This window comes from Methylobacterium ajmalii (assembly GCF_036448855.1).
GTDB lineage: Bacteria > Pseudomonadota > Alphaproteobacteria > Rhizobiales > Beijerinckiaceae > Methylobacterium > Methylobacterium ajmalii.
In genome coordinates, this window is sequence record NZ_JAZFXT010000039.1 from 1 (window position 1) to 17,301 (window position 17,301).

Consider the following 17,301-nt stretch of genomic DNA (forward strand, 5'->3'; position numbering starts at 1 on the left):
CCCCGGCGGGGGCCCGTGGCGCCCCCGCTCCGCGCCGCACGGATCTCAGATCCGTGCGGCAACCTCAAGGCGTATTACGCCCGCTTCTTCTGGTCCTTGTCGTCGACCTCCTGGAAGTCGGCGTCGATGACGTCGTCCTTCTTGGCCTCTCCGCCCGGGGCTGCGCCGGCAGCGGCGTCCGGAGCGGCCTGGCTCGCGGCGTACATCGCCTCGCCGAGCTTCATCGAGGCCTGCATCAGGTCGGTGGTGCGGGCCTTGATCTGCTCGACGTCCTCGCCGGCCAGCGACTGGCGCAGGGCGTCGATGGCGGTGGTGATCGCGGCCTTGTCGGAGGCCGGGACCTTGTCGCCGTGCTCGGTCACCGACTTCTCGGTGGCGTGGATCAGGCTCTCGCCCTGGTTCTTCACCTCGACCAGCTCGCGGCGCTTCTTGTCGTCGGCCGCGTTGGCCTCCGCCTCCTGCACCATGCGCTGGATGTCGGCGTCGGACAGGCCGCCCGAGGCCTGGATGCGGATCTGATGCTCCTTGCCCGTCGCCTTGTCCTTGGCCGTCACGTTGACGATGCCGTTGGCGTCGATGTCGAAGGTCACCTCGATCTGCGGCAGGCCGCGCGGGGCCGGCGGGATGCCGACGAGGTCGAACTGGCCGAGCAGCTTGTTGTCGGCCGCCATCTCGCGCTCACCCTGGAAGACCCGGATGGTGACCGCGTTCTGGTTGTCCTCGGCCGTCGAGAACACCTGCGACTTCTTGGTCGGGATGGTGGTGTTGCGGTCGATGAGCCGGGTGAACACGCCGCCGAGCGTCTCGATGCCGAGCGACAGCGGGGTCACGTCGAGGAGCAGCACGTCCTTGACGTCGCCCTGGAGCACGCCGGCCTGCACCGCGGCGCCGATCGCCACGACCTCGTCCGGGTTGACGCCCTTGTGGGGCTCCTTGCCGAAGAAGGTCTTCACCTGCTCCTGGACCTTCGGCATGCGGGTCATGCCGCCGACCAGCACCACCTCGTCGATCTCGGCCGCCGAGACGCCGGCATCCTTGAGCGCCTTGCGGCAGGGCTCGATCGTGCGCTGCACCAGGTCGTCGACCAGCGACTCGTACTTGGCGCGGCTGAGCTTCAGCGCCAGGTGCTTCGGGCCGCTCGCGTCGGCGGTGATGTAGGGCAGGTTGATCTCGGTCTGGGTCGCCGAGGACAGCTCGATCTTCGCCTTCTCGGCGGCCTCCTTGAGGCGCTGGAGGGCGAGCTTGTCCTTGGTCAGGTCGATGCCCTGCTCACGCTTGAACTCGGCCGCCAGGTACTCGACGATGCGGTTGTCGAAGTCCTCGCCGCCCAGGAACGTGTCGCCGTTGGTCGACTTCACCTCGAACACGCCGTCGCCGATCTCGAGGATCGAGACGTCGAAGGTGCCGCCGCCGAGGTCGTAGACCGCGATCAGGCCGGTCTTCTTCTTGTCGAGGCCGTAGGCGAGCGCCGCCGCGGTCGGCTCGTTGATGATGCGCAGCACCTCGAGGCCGGCGATCTTGCCGGCATCCTTGGTGGCCTGGCGCTGGGCGTCGTTGAAGTAGGCCGGGACGGTGATGACCGCCTGGGTGACCGGCTGGCCGAGATGGGCCTCGGCGGTCTCCTTCATCTTCTGCAGGGTGAAGGCGGAGATCTGCGACGGCGAGTAGGGCTTGCCGTCGGCCTCAACCCAGGCGTCGCCGCCGTTCGAGCGGGCGATCTTGTAGGGGACGAGCCCCTTGTCCTTCTGCGTCATCGGGTCGTCGTAGGTACGGCCGATCAGACGCTTGATGGCGAAGAAGGTGCGCTCGGGGTTCGTCACCGCCTGGCGCTTGGCCGGCTGGCCGACGAGCCGCTCGCCGTCGTCCGTGAAGGCGACGATCGACGGGGTGGTGCGCGCGCCTTCCGCGTTCTCGATGACCTTGGGCTGCGTGCCTTCCATCACGGCCACGCAGCTGTTGGTGGTGCCAAGGTCGATGCCGATCACTTTACCCATGGTGGGATCCCTCGTTGGTGTTTTTTAAGCAGACCGCCGAGCCCCGAAGCAGCTCGGCCCATGGCGGTACTTGTCGAATGGTTTGAGCTCGAATGGGTTGAGCCTGGGCGGGCCGGACCGGACCGCGCCTCGCCGGAGGCCGGCGAGCGGGGGCGTTCCCGCGCCGAGCCCGATATAAGAAGGGGATTTCGGGCCCGCAAGGCGAGCCGGCGAGGCGAAAGACCCGGTCGGCGCACGCCGTCCGCGGCGGCGCGAATCCGGCCGTCCGGACCGGGCCGGTCCCGTGTTTCGCGGCGCCGGTCCCCAAGGGCCTGCGGTCAAGCCGCCACGACAATGTTGCGGGCTTGCCACGCCCGTGCCACGGACCGCATGCTAGGACCCTGCGGAACGTCCGTCGCCGTGCCGCGTACCTGTGCCTGGAGCCTGATGCAGCCCGTTCGCCCCTTCCTCCGCCCGGTGGCCCTGCCCGCTCTGGCGGCCCTGCCCCTCGCGGCGGTCCTGATGGTGGCGCCTGCCCCGGCCTCGGCCCAGTCGTTCCTCGAGGAACTGTTCGGCATCGGCCGCGCCGCCCGCCCGCCGGTGCCCCCGGCCGCGGTGCCGGGCGGGCGCGGGCCCCTGGAGCCGGGCGAGGCGCCCCCCGAGGCCGCTCCCCGGCCGGCCCCCGCACCGCCCGCGCCGCCGAAGCCCGTGGTGCTGAAGACCCCCAACGACGACGCGGTGCTCGGCCAGGACCTGCAGCAGAACGGCAATGCCGGCTCCCTGCGCCTCGATCGCGCCGGTGGCGGCTACACCGCCCGGGTGACGGTCGCCGGCACCAAGGTCTCGCAGCCGACCGAGTCCTGCAAGGTCGCGCTCGGCGACGGCCAGCCGCTGACACTCGCCGACCAGGGCAAGCCCAACGGCGTGACGCAGCTCGCCTCCGCCGGCCCGGCCTGCCCGCTGCGGTTCGAGATCCTCGAGGGCAGCGTGATGGTGACGCCGCTCGCCGAGGCCGAATCCTGCGTCTTCACGGCATCCGACTGCGCGACCACCCCCAAGGGCCTGTGGGGACCGGGCGCCGCCGCCCTGCTGCCGCGGGCGCAGGAATTCGACTCGGCGCGCGGTGTCGCCGACAAGGCGGTGCGCGAGAACTACAAGGTGATGACCCAGCGCGCCCGGCGCGAGGACGTGCGGCCGATCGTGACCGAACAGGCCGCCTTCTCGGCCGACCGGGAGCAGATGTGCCGCGCCTACATGCGCGAGGGCGCGCACGGCTTCTGCCACCTGCGCTTCTCGGAGGCCCGCGCCCTGTCGCTCGCCACCCGCCTCGGCCTGTCGGGCGCCGCGCCGACCGCGAGTGCTGCCCCGCGCCCGGCGGCCCGCAAGCGCCCCGCCCCGGCGGTGGAGGGGATGAACCCGGGCTTCGAGGCCGGGGCGCAGGACCAGTAGCCCGCAGGCCGTCCCCCGCAGCCCGGCCCCGCCTCAGGCGTGGCCGGCGGTGGCCGAGAGCATGGCCGGTTCGATGCCGATGCCGCGCAGCGCCCGGTCGTACTTCGTCTCCAGCGCGGTATTGAAGATCAGCTCCGGATCGGCCGGGCAGTGCAGCCAGCCATTGGCCTGGATCTCGCTCTCGAGCTGACCGGCCTGCCAGCCGGCATAGCCCAGCGCCAGCACGGCGCTCTCCGGGCCGCGGCCGTCGGCGATCGCCCGCAGGATCTCGATCGTCGCGGTGAGGCAGATCCCGTCGTCGATCAGCAGGGTCGACTGCTCGATGTGGAAGTCGGGCGAGTGCAGCACGAAGCCCCGGCTCGCCTCGACCGGACCGCCCATCAGCACCGGCATGTGGCCGATGCGGTGCGGCAGCCGGATGGCGTCGTCCTTCCCGATGATGTCGAGCTGCACCAGCAGGTCCGGCATGTTGAGGTCGGAGGCCGGCTTGTTGACGATGATCCCCATCGCCCCTTCGGCGGAATGCGCGCAGAGATAGATGACCGAGCGCGAGAACCGCTCGTCGGCCATGCCCGGCATCGCGACGAGGAGCTGCCCGTCGAGGTAGCTCGGCGCTCCGCGGGGCGAGGTGTCCGCGCCCTCGACGTGCGGACCGGCCACCCCGTCGGCGTGATCCTGCGAGGGATCCTGCGAGGGATCTTGGGAGAGAAGGTCCTGAGGAAATCTGCTGCGCATGGCGTCCATGCTACCCCCCGCTCCGGCGTTGTCCATAGCCCGCCGCCGGGGGTGAACGCGCACCGGCGCCCGGCGGCTCCCGTACCGCTTGCCGCGGCCCGCCTCGACTCCCCCGGACGGCCGCGCTAGACCCCGGCCGGGCTCGAGGCCCCGGCGGGGCCGGCCCGGAATGGTTCCAGGAGACCCACGATGACGATCCAGGTCGGCGATCACCTGCCGCAGGCGACCTTCCGGGTGATGGGCCCCGAGGGCCCGACGCCGAAGACCACCGACGACGTGTTCAAGGGCCGTCGGGTGGTGCTGGTCGCGGTGCCGGGCGCCTTCACGCCGACCTGTCACCGCAACCACCTCCCCGGCTACGTCACCCGGCGCGACGAGATCCTGGCCCGCGGCATCGACGCGATCGCGGTGACCTCCGTCAACGACGTGTTCGTCCTGGAGGCCTGGTCGAAGGCGGCCGGCGCCGAGGGCATCGAGTTCCTGGCCGACGGCAACGGCGACTTCGCCAAGGCGATCGGCCTCGACATGGACGGCACCGGCTTCGGCCTCGGCATCCGCTCGAAGCGCTACGCCATGCTGGTCGAGGACGGCGTGGTGCGGGTGCTCAACGTCGAGGACGCGCCGTCGAAGGCCGACCTGTCGGGGGCGGAGACGCTGCTGAAGGCGTTGTGAGCGGTCTTCCCGGGTCGCTTCGGTTGCGCTGACGAACCGACGGCTGCCGGTTGGTTCCGGTGCCGCGAAAGCGGCGTCCGGGATCCGGACGCGCAGCCGCGGTGATCGCGTGACCGACGTTCCGCCACCTTCCTGCGCCCCTGCGGTACGAATTCCGGTCTCTCGTCTCCGGCGAGTTCCGGATCGATGCGCAGGGGGCATTTTCGTCGCGAGAGAACGGCCGGCGCATCGATCTCGGGAGCCGCGTCGCACCGGTCGATCCCGGGCAGACCGCAGGTCGGCGACTCGCCCCTCGTCGTGCGGGCGAGCCAGGTCGAGATCGGCCCCGACCCGCAGCGAGCGGCGCACGGCCGCCGTGAGCCCGCCCTCTCCGCGACGATGAATCGGCGAGGCTTCCGCAGCCGGCTCAGCCCTCGGACGTGCCGGTCCGCTCTTTGGAATTCAAGGTGATGTCTGGCTTGGATAACCATGGGCAATTGGAGCGGGCGAAGGGATTCGAACCCTCGACCCCAACCTTGGCAAGGTTGTGCTCTACCCCTGAGCTACACCCGCTCACTGTGCCGGGCCTGATCGAACTTGGAGCGGGCGAAGGGATTCGAACCCTCGACCCCAACCTTGGCAAGGTTGTGCTCTACCCCTGAGCTACACCCGCCCAAACTCGTTCGGCCTCATGGAAAAACTGGAGCGGGCGAAGGGATTCGAACCCTCGACCCCAACCTTGGCAAGGTTGTGCTCTACCCCTGAGCTACACCCGCTCACTGTTTTCCGTCGGCGTCACCGTGGCGGCGCCGATGAGCGGCATAAACACCATTCCGCCGGGGAGCGCAAGAGGTTGCGGAGCCGGCTCCGCGGTGTCCTCCCGGCAGCCCCTTCCCTACCAGGTCGAGGCCGGCGGCAGGCCGTCGCGGATCTCGGCGAGGCGCGTCCGGGTTGCCGGAGTGGTCTCCGGCGGCAGGACGTCGAGGGGGAAGAAGCCGGTCTCGGCGATCTCGCGGTCGGGGCGCTTGGGCTCCGGCACCGTGAAGGCGCGGGCGACGTAGAGCGCGACGTGGTCGCGCCCCGCGCCGATCCGATTGAGGTAGAAGCCGTGCAGGGCCGGCGGCGCGCCTGGATCGAGCACGATGCCGGTCTCCTCGCGGAACTCCCGGGTCACGGCGTCGAGGGCCGTCTCGCCGGGCTCGATGCCGCCGCCCGGCAGGTGCCAGCCGGGCATGTAGGTGTGGCGCACGAGGCAGACGCGGTTCTGCGCGTCGATCGCCGCCCCGCGCACGCCGAGGGTCATCCCCCGGGTGACGCGCCAGACGAGGTGGGCGGCCCGCATCATCAGGGCCTGTCGGCGCGTCATCCCGGAATGTCCCTGTCCTAGACGACGGTCAGGCGGATCTCGCCGACGCCCTCGATCGCCCCGACCATGGTCTGGCCGCGGGTGACCGCGCCGACGCCCTCCGGCGTGCCGGCGAAGATCACGTCGCCGGGCTCGAGCGCGAAGTAGGTCGACAGGTAGGCGATCTGCTCGGCCACCGACCAGATCATGTCGGAGAGGTCGCCCTTCTGGCGCACCGCGCCGTCCACCGACAGGGTGATCGCGCCCTTGGCCGGATGCCCGATGACCGAGGCCGGCTTCAGGGTGCCGACGGGGCCCGACAGGTCCGAGGCCTTGCCGAGCTCCCAGGAGCGGCGCAGGGCCTTGGCGTCGTCCTGGAGGTCGCGCCGGGTCATGTCGAGGCCGACGCCGTAGCCGTAGACGTGGTCGAGGGCCTCCTCCACCGGGATGTCGCGCCCGCCCTTGGCGATCGCCACCACCAGCTCGACCTCGTGGTGGTAGTTCTCGGTCTTGGGCGGATAGGGATGCTCGACCGTCTCGCCGTCCGGCACCACCTGGAGCGCGTCGGCGGGTTTCATGAAGAAGAACGGCGGCTCGCGGGTCGGGTCGGCGCCCATCTCCCGGGCATGGGCGGCGAAGTTGCGCCCGACGCAGTAGACCCGGCGCACGGGAAACAGGTCGTCGGTGCCTTGGATCGGGAGCGCGGTGCGCGCCGGGTTCGGGATCACGGAGAGCATGGGGCTGCTGTCTCGGGCGAAGTTTCGCGATGGGCCGCGCATCTTGGAAAAAGGGCCGGCCGACCGTTATCTAGAGAGTGGTTCCGTGGTGCGCCATCCCGCCCCGCCGCAACCCCCTCCTTCGTGATGCGCCCCCCGTGACCCACAGCCTCATCGCCACCCTGGCGGCCCGCCTCGGGCCCGCGCACGTCCTCACCGACGCGACCGACGTCGCCCCTCACCTCGCCGAGACCCGCGGCCTCTATCGCGGCAAAGCGCTCGCGGTCCTGCGCCCGCGCGACACCGCGGAGGTCGCCTTCGCGGTCCGGGCCTGCGCCGAGGCGCGGGTGCCGGTGGTGGCCCATGGCGGCAATACCGGGCTCGTCGGCGGCGGCGTGCCGTTCGGCGGCGTGGTGATCTCGCTCGCCCGGCTCGACCGGGTGCGGGCGGTCGATCCCCTCGACGCCACCATCACGGTCGAGGCCGGCTGCGTCCTCGCCAGCGTCCAGGCGGCGGCCGACGCCGCCGGCATGCTGTTTCCGCTCTCGCTCGCCTCCGAGGGTTCGTGCCGCATCGGCGGCAACCTCGCCACCAATGCCGGCGGCACCGCGGTGCTCGCCTACGGCAACGCCCGCGAGCTGACGCTCGGGCTCGAGGTGGTGCTGGCCGACGGGCAGGTCTGGAACGGCCTGCGGGCGCTGCGGAAGGACAATTCCGGCTACGATCTCAAGAACCTCTTCGTCGGCTCGGAGGGGACACTCGGCATCATCACCGCCGCCGTGTTGCGGCTTCACCCCAAGCCCGCCTCGAAGGCGACCGCCTTCCTCGGTCTCGCCTCGGCCCGCGCGGCGCTCGACGCCTTCGGAGCCTTGCGCGCCCGGCTCGGGCCCCGCCTCACCGCCTTCGAGTACGTGCCGCGCTTCCCCCTCAAGGTGGTCCTGCGCCACCTGCCCGGCGCCGTGCGGCCGCTCGAGGGCGACCACCCGTCCTACGCCCTCGTCGAGGTCTCCTCGCCGGCCCCCGACGCCGACGAGGAACTCGAGGCGCGCTTGGGCGAGCTGATCGAATCCGGTCTCGTCGCGGACGCGACCCTGGCCCGGAGCGAGGCGCAGGCGGCGGCCCTGTGGCGCCTGCGCGAGAGCCTGTCGGAGATGCAGGGCCACGAGGGCGGCTCGATCAAGCACGACGTCTCGGTGCCGGTCTCCCGGGTGGCGGAATTTCTGGAGCGGGCGACCGAGGCCTGCGAGGCGGCGATGCCGGGGGTGCGGGTCTGCCCCTTCGGGCATTTCGGCGACGGCAACATCCACTTCAACCTGACCCAGCCGGTCGGGGCCGAGAAGGCCGCGTTCCTCGCCGAGTGGCCGCGCTTCAACCGCATCGTCCACGACATCGTGCACGCCATGGACGGCTCGATCGCCGCCGAGCACGGCGTCGGCCTGATCAAGCGCGACGAGCTGCCCCGCTACAAGGATCCGGTCGCCCTCGACCTGATGCGCCGCCTCAAGGGCGCCCTCGACCCGCATGGCCTGCTCAACCCCGGCAAGGTGCTGGCGGCGGAGGGCGCGCCGGAAGCGTTCCCGGCCAAGGGCAGCTCGGCGGCCCGCTCCGGCACGGCGGCATGATCTCGCTGTTTCGCCATGCGTCTCCGACACCGGCCGGCCTCACCGCGGCGGCGCTCCTCGGCGCCTTCGAGAGCCTGGGCGACAATTGCGAGTTCGGCATCGCCCAGCGCTACGCGGGGATCGACCCGCTCGGGCTCTTCCGCCTTTCCTCGGCGCCGATCGCCGACCTCACCCACGCGGTCGAGACGCGGTTCTCGCACTATGGCGGGCCCGACGACATCGAGGTCCGGGTCGGTGCCGGCGGCTACCTCTTCTGCCACAGCCGCCGTTACGGCTTCGCCTACCATACCGGCGACACGGCGCCCCGCACGGCCCCGGCCGCCATCCTCGACCGCGAGATCCGCCGGGTCGCCTACCTGAAGGAGCGCCTGCTCGCCGACCTCGCGGCGGGCGACAAGATCCTGGTGCGCAAGGGGCCGCCGGGGGAGAGCGAGGCCGCGGTGCGGCGCCTGCTCGCCGCCCTGCGGGCGATCGGCCCGGCGACGCTACTGCGGGTCTGCGCGGCCGGTCCGGAGGATGGCGGGATCGGGTCCGGCCGCGTCGTCTGGCGCGGCGAGGGGCTGATGCAGGGCACGCTGCCGCAATTCGCTCCCTACGCGGCGGCGACCGATGCCGACCTCGCCGGCTGGCTGGCGGTCTGCGGCCGGGCCTACGCGCTGCGCCACAGCCTCGTCGAGGCCCCGCCGCTCGCGCCGTCCGGCCCGCCGGTCTTCTCGGCGCCCGAGGAGGTTCGCCACGTCCTGCCCGCCGCCGCGCCCGCGCCCGGCACGCTTCTGGGTGCGCACCCGATCGCCGGCCTGCGGCCGAACCGTCTCCACGTCGTCTCGGCGGAGATCCGGCTGCCCGAGGACTTTTCGGGTACCCGCGCCGCCGTCACGATCGCAGACGCGGCGCTTCACGCCCGCTGCGACGCCGATCCCGCCCGCCGCGGCACCTGGCAGACGGTCTACGCCGCCACCCGCACCCGCAAGCGCCAGAGCGAGGCCATGATCGGCCTGATGCTGGCAGGCCCGACCGGGACGACGGTCGAGACGCGGGGCTGGCGGGTGGCGGAGGGGTGCCTGCCGGGGGTGGCGTGAGGCGGCAGGATCCGAGCGGAGCCGGGCGGCCGGTCTTCGCCGAAGCGACGGCCCCGAGTGAAAGGAAGGGAGCGGGCGCTCCTCTCTCGGCCCGTCGGGAGACGAAGGATCCCGTCCCTTTTTTTCGGGGACGCTCCTACCGCGCCTCCGCCTCCGCTGGCGGCTCGCGCTCGACCGTGCGGAAGCCTTCGAGCTCGCCGAGGTAGCTGCGGGCCCACCAATCCACGTCCTCGCGCGCCATGCGCTCGAACATCGGCTTCCAGCGCTCGACCCGCTCGGCCTTGGGCATGTAGAGGGCGGCGCGGATCGCCTCCGCCACCTCGAACCGGTCGTAGGGGTTGACCAGCAGCGCCTCGGGCATCTGGCGTGCGGCGCCGGCGAATTTCGACAGCACCAGCACGCCCGGATCGTCCTCGCTCTGGGCGGCGACGTATTCCTTGGCGACGAGGTTCATCCCGTCGCGCATCGGCGTCACCACGCCGACACGCGCCGCGCGGTAGAGCCCGGCCAGCACCGCGCGGGGATAGGCCTTGGTGACGTACTGGATCGGGGTCCAGGACGGCTCGCCCAGCGACCCGTTGATGTTGCCGAGCACCTCGTTCACGTCGCGGCTGAGCTGCTCGTATTCCGGGACCTCTGTGCGCGACTTCGGGGCGATCTGCAGGAAGACGACGTTGCCGCGCTGGTCGGGGTTGGAGGCGAAGAAGCGCTCCACCGCCTCCATCCGCTCGGGCACGCCCTTCGAGTAGTCGAGCCGGTCGACGCCGATGAGGAGCTTGCGGGTGCGCAGGCCCGCCACCGTGTCGCGCACGGTGCGGTTCATGCCGGCCCGCTCGGCGGCCTGGCGGAAGCCGTCGACGTCGATGCCGATCGGGAAGCTGCGGATGCGGGTGCGGCGCCCGTCGACCATCAGCGAGCCGCCGCCGAGCGGGATCGCACGCAATTCGTCGACGAGGTTGCGCGAGAGGTTGTGCACGTCGCTGTCGGTCTGGAGGCCGATCAGGTCGTAGTCGGAGACGGCGCGCAGGAGCTCGGTCGAGGCCGGCAGGGTGTTGAACACCTCGCCCGACGGCCACGGGATGTGGTGGAAGTAGCCGATCGGGTTCGAGACGCCCAAACCCCGCAGCTCCGAGGCGAGCGGGATCAGGTGATAGTCGTGGACCCAGATCAGGTCGCCCGGCTCGATCAGCCCGGCGAGCGCCTGGGCGAAGATCCGGTTGACGCGCTGGTAGCCGGCGTAGTCGGCCCGGGAGAACGCCGCCAGGCCGAGGCGGTAATGCATGATCGGCCAGAGCGCCCGGTTGGCGAAGCCGCTGTAATACTCGCGGTGGTCCTGGGGCGAGAGGTCCATCACCGCGTACTGCACCCGGCCACGGTCGGCGATCACCGGCTCGGAGGACGGGTTGTCGGTGATCTTGCCGCTCCAGCCGAACCACAGCCCCTTGTAGGCCGTGAAGGCCTCCTTGAGGGCGACGGCGAGCCCGCCGGCCGCGACCGCCTTGGATCCCGCGTCCGGGACGGCGACGCGATTCGACACGATGATGAGGCGTGACACGGCGGGTATGGACTCCGGCTGCACGGACCTTGTGGGGCGGGAACGTCGCCGCGTCCATCCGCCCCTGACGGGGAAAACGCGCGGTGAGCAAGCGCGATCCGCGGGGTTTGGTCAACCCTCGAGGCGAATCCTGACCGTGCGACACCCGGACCGGCTGTGCCCGGCGCTCCACAGGAATCCCGCCGTGATTCACATGGGGCAAGGCTTAGGCAAGACCGCTCACGGCGTGACCGGAACCGGGCGCCTTGGCTGCTGTTACTCGCAATAACGTCGCATGTGTGCGGCGCGGCGGCCGGCGCGGCCGGATGCCGTGCCGCGGAGAACGGAGTTCCCCCCAATGAGCGCGGGTTACGATAACGGACAGCACCGGGCCGAGGACCGGGGTGCCGCCGGCGAGCGGCCGGCGGATTGGAACGACCTGCGCCAGGACGTGCGCCAGCTCGGCGACGTCGCGATGGAGCGCGGCTTCAGCCTGGTCGACTCGGCCCGCGAGCAGGTCCACGGCTACGTCGACCGCCGCAAGGGCGACGCCGCCCAGTCGGTCTCCGACCTCGCCCAGGCCCTTCGCGACTCGGGCGGGAAGCTCGACCAGCAGCCCAACGTGAAGGCGTTCTTCGACAGCGCCGCAGAAGGCCTCGAGCAGCTCTCGGGCTCGATCCGCGAGCGCAGCTTCGAGGATTTCTACAGCGAGATCGAGTCGGTGGCCCGCCGCCGGCCGGCCGCCGTCGCGGTGGCGACCTTCCTGACCGGATTCCTGGCCGCCCGCTTCATCCGCTCCTCGGCCCATCCCGCCCACGTCCTCGACGGCCGCGAGGCCTTCGGGCGCGGGCCCGAGACCCGTCGCGATTCCTCCCGCGAGGGCTACGGCGCCGGGTCGTCGTCCTACCGCGCGCCGTCCCACGGCGCCCGCGAGGTGCCGGGCGCCCACAGCGAGCCGGAGACCGCCCGGCCCGATCCCTACCGCACCGGCGCGTCCGGCCCGCGCTACTCGGCCTGACGGAGGCGCCGCCATGGCCGATCCCATGACAGACAACCGCCCCCTCGGGGGCACCGGCGCCCCCGGCAGCATCCAGGGGCTCCTCGGCGACGCCCTGCGGGAGACGACCGATCTCGCCCGCAAGGAGATCGCCCTCTTCCGCACCGAGATGTCGAACAACCTGAGGTCGCTGTTCCTCGGGCTCGGCATGATGGTGGGGGCGGCGGTCTTCGCCGTCGTCGCCCTCCTGGTGCTCACCGACGCCCTGGTGAAGTGGCTCGCCACGGTGGTGCATTCCGAGGCGCTCGCCGCGCTGATCGTCGGGGCGGTGTTCCTCGCCGTCGCCATCGGTCTCGCCCTGTGGGGCCGCAGCGCCATGTCCCTGTCGACCCTGACGCCGACCCGCACGACGCGGCAGGTGCGCCAGGACGCCCGGGTCCTGTCCGAGAGGGTGTCGGGATGAGCCAGTCGATCAACGACCTCGAGCACGACATCGAGCAGACCCGCGCCCGCCTCGACCGGACGATCGACCAGATCCAGGGCCGGCTCTCCCCGGCCAGCATCGTCGACGAGATGCTCGGCACCGCGCGGCAGACGCCGGCGATGGCCGGCCTCTACGACGGGGCGCTGGCCGCGGTGCGGCGCAACCCCGTCCCGGTCATGCTGATCGTCGCCGGGGTGGGCTGGCTCGTCCACCGCGTCGCCCGGGAGTCCGAGCGGCGCCGCGAGCTCGACGCCACGATGGCCGGGGCCGAATCGGTGCCGGTCCTGAATACCGGAACGGCCCGGGTCTACGACCCCGACCGCCCGACCGCCCACCCGGCCGCCGACCGCGTCGCCGAGAGCCTGCGGATGTGATGCCGGCGCCGGCCCCGAGGGCCGGCGCCCGTTTCAGAGAATTCTCGTTTCGTTGCAGGCCGGAGCGGGCGCGGGCTTCCCCGTCCCCCGCCTGCCAGGGAGTACCCGAGTCATGGCAGAGCACACCATCAACCCGGCCAATCCGGGCGCCCCGTCGGCCCACACCCCCGCGACCGGGCCCGAGCGCAACCTGCACCAGGACCACGACACCGTGCGCCGCAACCTCGACGCCGCGCAGGATTCGGCCGGCGACGCGGCCCGCCACGCCGGCGAGGCCGCCAAGGAGGCCGCCGCCGGCGTGTCCGAGCGCGTGAGCGAAACCGTCTCGGCGATCGGCGAGCGCATCGGCGAGACCGCAGACCAGCTGCGCGCCAAGGCCGACGCGGCAGCCGACCGGCTGAAGCGCGGCGCCAGCGACGCGGTCGACCGCGCGCATGCCGAGGCGAGCCGAACCTACGGCGCCGTCGGCGGCCGCAGCTCCGACACGATCGACCGCGCCCGCGACTGGGCCAACGACCGGATCGAGACCGGCTCGCGCCGCTACGCCGACCTGCGCGACCGCGGCAGCGATCGGCTGGCGCAGGGCCAGAACACCGTCGAGCGCTTCGTGACCGAGAACCCGGTACTCGTCGGCGTCGTCGGCCTCGCCGCCGGCATGCTGCTCGGCGCGCTGCTGCCGCGCACCCGCCAGGAGGACAAGGTGGTCGGTCCCTGGGCCGACGAGGTCCGCGACCAGGGCCTGCGCTACGCCCACGAGGCGACCGAGCGCGGCCGGCAATTCGTCGAGACCGCCCTCGACCAGGCGCAGGACGCCGCCGTCGCAGCCGCCCACGCCGCCTCGGACGAGCTGCGCAAGAACCAGCCCGGCCAGAACCAGCCCGGCCAGAACCAGCCTGGCGAGGGCCCTGCGGGCACCCCCGAGCCGGGCCGGCAGACGCACTGACCGTCCATCTCTGCCGCATCGTCCCGGGCCCTGCGCGGTCCGGGACGATGCGGCGGGTTCGACCGGGTGCACGAGCCGGACGAGGTTCTGCACGAGAAACGGCCGGTCCTTCGGGGCCGGCTTTTTCATGTCCGCCTTCCTTACTTCCCGACGGTATTCCGGGACCCGCGGCGGCAGGCACCGCGTTGTCGGCCATGACCTCCGCCGCTCCCTCCCCCGATTCCGGGGCTCGCCTCGGCTTCTGCTGCAAGTTCATCCCGGACGAGGAGCCCGGTCGGCACAAGACGCTGAAGGCCGCCAAGGACGCCGCGCTGGTGATGAACGTCACCACCGTGACGATCGCGCATCTGCGCCGCCTCGCCCCGACAGCCGCCCGCGAGAAGCTCGTCGCGGTGGTGACCCACAACCTCGCGGCGATGGGACGCCAGGTCGCCTGGGTGGCGGACAGGCCGCCGCTCGAGCGGTTGCTGAGGCTCGCGAGCTCGATCCTGCCGGGCTACACCCATCCGGAGGTGCGCGACCTCTACGCCGATCCGGAGTTTCGCCGCACGATCGAGGACGGCCTCGCGGCGGTGGGCGAGGCGGCGCGGGCGGGCGGGGTGCGGCTCAGCATGCATCCGGGCCCGTTCTGCATCCTGGCCAGCCGCAACCCGGCGGCGCTCGCGAACGGCATCGCCGAACTCGACTACCACGCCGAGGTGATGGCGATGATGGGCTATGGCGGCGGCTGGCACCCGCACGGCGCCCACATCAACATCCATGTCGGTGCCCGCGATCCCGGCGTCGAGGCGTACCGGGAGAACCTCGACAGGGTCTCGCAGGTCGCCCGCGACCTCGTCACGGTCGAGAACGACGAATCCGCCTTCGGTCTCGACGAGGTGCTGCGCCTCGCCGACCGGGTGCCGGTGGTGCTCGACCTGCACCACCACTGGATCCACAGCCGCGGCGGCTACCTCGAGCCGGACGATCCCCGCATCGCCCGGGTGATCGAATCCTGGCGCGGGGTGCGCCCGGTCGGCCATGTCAGCGTCTCGCGCGAGGACGTGCTGCCGGGCCACGACCCCGACGCGCTGCCCGACTTCGCGGCCCTGACCGAGGCCGGCCTCAAGGGCCGGGACCTCGCGGCCCATTCCGACCTGATGTGGAACCGGGCGCTCAACGACCACATCGCCCGCCACCTCGCCTGGTGCGACATCGAGGTCGAGGCCAAGCACAAGAACCTCGCCTCGACCGGGCTGGCGCTGCAGGTCGGCCCGATCCTCCTCGGCACCGCGCCGGCCGTGCCGGCCCTGGCGGCCGAGTAGGGATGGTCTCGACGCTGGGGCGCCGTGCCTGTAACGGTGCGGCATGAAATCGGCCGATTGCGACATCCTCGTCGTCCCGGGCTACACCAATTCCGGGCCCGACCACTGGCAGAGCCGCTGGCAGGAGCGGCTCTCGACCGCCCGCCGGGTGGACCAGGCGAGCTGGGACCATCCCGAGCCGGACGCCTGGCGCGACGCCGTGATCGCCGCGGTGCAGGCGGCGAGCCGGCCCGTGGTGCTGGTCGCCCACAGCCTCGGGGTGATCGCCTGCGTTCAGGCGGCACCATACCTTCCCCAGGGCGCGGTCGCCGGCGCCTTCCTGGTGGCGCTTCCCGACATCGAGCGGCCGGACATGCCGGCGGTCCTGCGCCGCTTCGCGCCGATCCCGCGCGAGCCCCTGCCCTTCACGTCGGTGCTGGTGGCGAGCCGGACCGACCCCTACACCGCCTACGACCGCGCGGGCGCGTTCGCGGCGGATTGGGGAGCGGAGCTGGTCGATGCCGGCGAATCCGGCCACCTCAACGGCGAGAGCGGGCACGGGCCCTGGCCGGAGGGGCTGATGCGCTTCGCCGGCTTCCTGCGCACCCTCTAGGCCGCGCCCGTGATCCCCCATCTCGACATGGTCGAGCCGGCGACGGCGGCGACCTTCCGCGAGGCCGACTACCTGGCGGCCAACCCCGACATCCACCTCGCGGTGCGCGAGGGGCGGCTCGCCAGCGGCCGGGCACACTTCGATCGCCACGGCCTGCGCCAGGGCCGGCGCCAGAGCCGCCTGCCCGAGGGGCTGGAGGTCATGCGGGCCGACAAGCTGGCGCGCCTCGCCCCCCTGATGCGGGACGACCTGCCCCACCGCCGCCCCGGGGGTAAGTACGACTACCTCAGCGACGAGCTGCGGGCGCTCTCGGGCGCCGAGGACAGCCCCAACGTCTCGCAGAACGCCTACGACGCCCACGTCCTGGAACTGATCGACGCGAATCCCGACGGGCTGGTCCTCGATTGCGGCGCCGGCCGGCGCGACCGCTACTACGCCAACGTCGTCAACCTCGAGATCGCCGATTACGACACCACCGACGTGCTCGGCATCGGCGAGGTGCTGCCGTTCCGCGACGCGAGCTTCGACGGGGTGATCTCGATCGCGGTGCTGGAGCATGTCCGCGATCCCTTCGCCTGCGCCCGCGAGATCGCCCGGGTGCTCAAGCCCGGCGGCAAGCTGGTCTGCGCGGTGCCGTTCCTGCAGCCGCTGCACGGCTACCCGCACCACTACTACAACATGACCGGCGAGGGCCTGCGCAACCTGTTCGCCGGCCGGCTCGCCGTCGACCACCAGTACGTCCCGACCTCGCTCCTGCCGATCTGGACCCTGACCTGGATGGTCCAGTCCTGGGCCGCCGGCCTGCCGCCGGACGTGCGCAAGCGCTTCCTGTCGCGCCGCCTCTCCGACTTCACCGCCGACCCGCTGTCGCTCCTGAACGAGCCCTACGTGACGCAGCTCGGCGACGACAAGAACATGGAGCTGGCGAGCGGCACCTACCTGTTCGCCCACAAGGAGTAGCGGGCGGCTCCCGCGCTCAGGCGACGTGCAGGATCGCGTCCTTCATCACCCGGGCGACGACGTCGCAGGTGAGCGCGCTCGCGGCGCAGTGGGTAACCTGCCGGTCGTTGTGGTCGTGGTCGAGGCGCGGGTCGCAGGCGCTCGCCAGGAAGTAGCCCGCATCCGTGATGCTCATCACGTAGACGTCCGAGGCCCGGCCGGTCTGCCGGTTGATCAGCATGAACTGGGTGTAAGCCTGCTCGAAATCGGGCCGTCCGCGCAGGGACGGCCCGCGCTCTACCAGCACGCCGTGGGGTGCCAGCTGCGCCGAGGCCGCCTCCAGCACCTCGGCGGCGATGCCGCGCAGGAGCGCCACGCGCCGCGCATCTTCGTCCGAGAGCGCGGCATCGGGCTGCGCCTCCGAGACCGGGCTCGCCTCGCGGCGCCGGCGCTGCTCCTCGAAGAAGGCGCCGAAATCCGACAGCACCACGTCGGGGCACCGGGGAACCGTCAGGGCTTCCATCATCGCGCCGCGCTCCTTCTCCTCCGCGAGACTGTCCCGTT

At 71.9% G+C, this 17,301-nt stretch carries 17 protein-coding genes and 3 tRNA genes; 11 read left to right on the forward strand and 9 right to left on the reverse strand.

Translation table 11 applies throughout. The features are described 5' to 3' along the window. Nucleotides 1–74: 74 nt before the first annotated feature. Nucleotides 75–1,994 (reverse strand): molecular chaperone DnaK, encoded by a 1,920-nt coding sequence (gene dnaK / locus V3T34_RS16840; RefSeq protein ID WP_060847974.1) that lies wholly within the window; start codon nt 1,992–1,994, stop codon nt 75–77. Nucleotides 1,995–2,420: 426 nt separating this feature from the next. Here dnaK and V3T34_RS16845 point away from each other — a divergent pair, with 426 nt between their 5' ends. Beyond that, nucleotides 2,421–3,422, forward strand: a complete 1,002-nt coding sequence (locus V3T34_RS16845; RefSeq protein ID WP_305079500.1) for a hypothetical protein — start codon at nt 2,421–2,423, stop codon at nt 3,420–3,422. Between the two features lie 33 nt (nt 3,423–3,455). On the opposite strand, the gene V3T34_RS16850 is transcribed toward V3T34_RS16845, so the two are convergent. After that, nucleotides 3,456–4,157, reverse strand: coding sequence for a YqgE/AlgH family protein (locus tag V3T34_RS16850; RefSeq protein WP_082742804.1), 702 nt, complete (start codon nt 4,155–4,157; stop codon nt 3,456–3,458). Nucleotides 4,158–4,346: 189 nt separating this feature from the next. Between V3T34_RS16850 and V3T34_RS16855 the strand changes: the two genes are divergently transcribed. Next, on the forward strand, nt 4,347–4,829 hold the full coding sequence (locus tag V3T34_RS16855) for a peroxiredoxin (RefSeq protein WP_060847976.1): 483 nt from the start codon (nt 4,347–4,349) through the stop codon (nt 4,827–4,829). A 477-nt stretch (nt 4,830–5,306) separates the two neighbouring features. Here V3T34_RS16855 and V3T34_RS16860 read toward each other — a convergent pair. The 5 genes from V3T34_RS16860 to V3T34_RS16880 all read right to left on the reverse strand — a co-directional run bounded on the left by V3T34_RS16860 (nt 5,307) and on the right by V3T34_RS16880 (nt 6,890). Then, a tRNA-Gly gene (locus tag V3T34_RS16860) sits at nt 5,307–5,381 on the reverse strand. 25 nt (nt 5,382–5,406) lie between these two features. Then, a tRNA-Gly gene (locus V3T34_RS16865) sits at nt 5,407–5,481 on the reverse strand. A 28-nt stretch (nt 5,482–5,509) separates the two neighbouring features. Then, nucleotides 5,510–5,584, reverse strand: a tRNA-Gly gene (locus V3T34_RS16870). A 119-nt stretch (nt 5,585–5,703) separates the two neighbouring features. Further along, entirely contained in the window at nt 5,704–6,174 is a 471-nt protein-coding gene (locus tag V3T34_RS16875) for an NUDIX domain-containing protein (RefSeq protein WP_305079501.1), read from the reverse strand. Nucleotides 6,175–6,191: 17 nt separating this feature from the next. After that, nucleotides 6,192–6,890 carry a fumarylacetoacetate hydrolase family protein gene (locus V3T34_RS16880; RefSeq protein ID WP_060847978.1) on the reverse strand — a complete coding sequence of 233 codons (699 nt, stop codon included), beginning with the start codon at nt 6,888–6,890 and terminating at the stop codon, nt 6,192–6,194. A gap of 137 nt (nt 6,891–7,027) precedes the next feature. Here V3T34_RS16880 and V3T34_RS16885 point away from each other — a divergent pair, with 137 nt between their 5' ends. Both V3T34_RS16885 and V3T34_RS16890 read left to right on the forward strand, forming a co-directional pair. Further along, the gene (locus V3T34_RS16885; RefSeq protein ID WP_305079502.1) at nt 7,028–8,491 is read left to right on the forward strand and encodes an FAD-binding oxidoreductase; all 1,464 of its coding nucleotides are present in this window, start codon (nt 7,028–7,030) and stop codon (nt 8,489–8,491) included. After that, nucleotides 8,488–9,570 carry a hypothetical protein gene (locus V3T34_RS16890; RefSeq protein ID WP_305079503.1) on the forward strand — a complete coding sequence of 361 codons (1,083 nt, stop codon included), beginning with the start codon at nt 8,488–8,490 and terminating at the stop codon, nt 9,568–9,570. Before V3T34_RS16885 ends, V3T34_RS16890 begins: the two co-directional genes overlap by 4 nt. Before the next feature lie 136 nt (nt 9,571–9,706). Here the strand turns inward: V3T34_RS16890 and V3T34_RS16895 are convergent, their stop codons facing one another. Continuing rightward, nucleotides 9,707–11,125 carry an alpha,alpha-trehalose-phosphate synthase (UDP-forming) gene (locus V3T34_RS16895; protein WP_060847981.1) on the reverse strand — a complete coding sequence of 473 codons (1,419 nt, stop codon included), beginning with the start codon at nt 11,123–11,125 and terminating at the stop codon, nt 9,707–9,709. Between the two features lie 337 nt (nt 11,126–11,462). On the opposite strand from V3T34_RS16895, the gene V3T34_RS16900 reads away from it, so the two are divergent. The 7 genes from V3T34_RS16900 (at nt 11,463) to V3T34_RS16930 (ending at nt 16,758) form a co-directional block, all read left to right on the forward strand. Continuing rightward, nucleotides 11,463–12,122, forward strand: a complete 660-nt coding sequence (locus V3T34_RS16900; protein ID WP_331369245.1) for a hypothetical protein — start codon at nt 11,463–11,465, stop codon at nt 12,120–12,122. 13 nt (nt 12,123–12,135) lie between these two features. Further along, the gene (locus tag V3T34_RS16905; RefSeq protein WP_236012637.1) at nt 12,136–12,564 is read left to right on the forward strand and encodes a phage holin family protein; all 429 of its coding nucleotides are present in this window, start codon (nt 12,136–12,138) and stop codon (nt 12,562–12,564) included. Next, nucleotides 12,561–12,959, forward strand: coding sequence for a DUF3618 domain-containing protein (locus V3T34_RS16910; RefSeq protein WP_060847982.1), 399 nt, complete (start codon nt 12,561–12,563; stop codon nt 12,957–12,959). The genes V3T34_RS16905 and V3T34_RS16910 overlap by 4 nt, the downstream gene beginning before the upstream one ends. A gap of 112 nt (nt 12,960–13,071) precedes the next feature. After that, entirely contained in the window at nt 13,072–13,902 is an 831-nt protein-coding gene (locus V3T34_RS16915; RefSeq protein WP_305079504.1) for a hypothetical protein, read from the forward strand. 194 nt (nt 13,903–14,096) lie between these two features. After that, nucleotides 14,097–15,206 (forward strand): apurinic/apyrimidinic endonuclease family protein, encoded by a 1,110-nt coding sequence (locus tag V3T34_RS16920; RefSeq protein WP_305079505.1) that lies wholly within the window; start codon nt 14,097–14,099, stop codon nt 15,204–15,206. Nucleotides 15,207–15,249: 43 nt separating this feature from the next. Further along, nucleotides 15,250–15,798 carry an RBBP9/YdeN family alpha/beta hydrolase gene (locus V3T34_RS16925; protein WP_305079506.1) on the forward strand — a complete coding sequence of 183 codons (549 nt, stop codon included), beginning with the start codon at nt 15,250–15,252 and terminating at the stop codon, nt 15,796–15,798. Nucleotides 15,799–15,807: 9 nt separating this feature from the next. Then, a complete protein-coding gene (locus tag V3T34_RS16930; RefSeq protein WP_145984683.1) occupies nt 15,808–16,758 on the forward strand; it encodes a class I SAM-dependent methyltransferase in 951 nt (316 codons plus the stop codon). A 16-nt stretch (nt 16,759–16,774) separates the two neighbouring features. Here V3T34_RS16930 and V3T34_RS16935 read toward each other — a convergent pair whose 3' ends face one another. After that, on the reverse strand, nt 16,775–17,263 hold the full coding sequence (locus V3T34_RS16935) for a hypothetical protein (RefSeq protein WP_060847986.1): 489 nt from the start codon (nt 17,261–17,263) through the stop codon (nt 16,775–16,777). Between the last annotated feature and the right edge of the window lie 38 nt (nt 17,264–17,301).

Excerpts from the sequence above, each read along its gene's own strand:
- dnaK (WP_060847974.1), bottom strand. The coding sequence starts at position 1,994 with ATGGGTAAAGTGATCGGCATCGACCTTGGCACCACCAACAGCTGCGTG.
- V3T34_RS16845 (WP_305079500.1), top strand. The coding sequence starts at position 2,421 with ATGCAGCCCGTTCGCCCCTTCCTCCGCCCGGTGGCCCTGCCCGCTCTG.
- V3T34_RS16850 (WP_082742804.1), bottom strand. The coding sequence starts at position 4,157 with ATGCGCAGCAGATTTCCTCAGGACCTTCTCTCCCAAGATCCCTCGCAG.
- V3T34_RS16855 (WP_060847976.1), top strand. The coding sequence starts at position 4,347 with ATGACGATCCAGGTCGGCGATCACCTGCCGCAGGCGACCTTCCGGGTG.
- V3T34_RS16875 (WP_305079501.1), bottom strand. The coding sequence starts at position 6,174 with ATGACGCGCCGACAGGCCCTGATGATGCGGGCCGCCCACCTCGTCTGG.
- V3T34_RS16880 (WP_060847978.1), bottom strand. The coding sequence starts at position 6,890 with ATGCTCTCCGTGATCCCGAACCCGGCGCGCACCGCGCTCCCGATCCAA.
- V3T34_RS16890 (WP_305079503.1), top strand. The coding sequence starts at position 8,488 with ATGATCTCGCTGTTTCGCCATGCGTCTCCGACACCGGCCGGCCTCACC.
- V3T34_RS16900 (WP_331369245.1), top strand. The coding sequence starts at position 11,463 with ATGAGCGCGGGTTACGATAACGGACAGCACCGGGCCGAGGACCGGGGT.
- V3T34_RS16905 (WP_236012637.1), top strand. The coding sequence starts at position 12,136 with ATGGCCGATCCCATGACAGACAACCGCCCCCTCGGGGGCACCGGCGCC.
- V3T34_RS16910 (WP_060847982.1), top strand. The coding sequence starts at position 12,561 with ATGAGCCAGTCGATCAACGACCTCGAGCACGACATCGAGCAGACCCGC.
- V3T34_RS16915 (WP_305079504.1), top strand. The coding sequence starts at position 13,072 with ATGGCAGAGCACACCATCAACCCGGCCAATCCGGGCGCCCCGTCGGCC.
- V3T34_RS16920 (WP_305079505.1), top strand. The coding sequence starts at position 14,097 with ATGACCTCCGCCGCTCCCTCCCCCGATTCCGGGGCTCGCCTCGGCTTC.
- V3T34_RS16925 (WP_305079506.1), top strand. The coding sequence starts at position 15,250 with ATGAAATCGGCCGATTGCGACATCCTCGTCGTCCCGGGCTACACCAAT.
- V3T34_RS16935 (WP_060847986.1), bottom strand. The coding sequence starts at position 17,263 with ATGATGGAAGCCCTGACGGTTCCCCGGTGCCCCGACGTGGTGCTGTCG.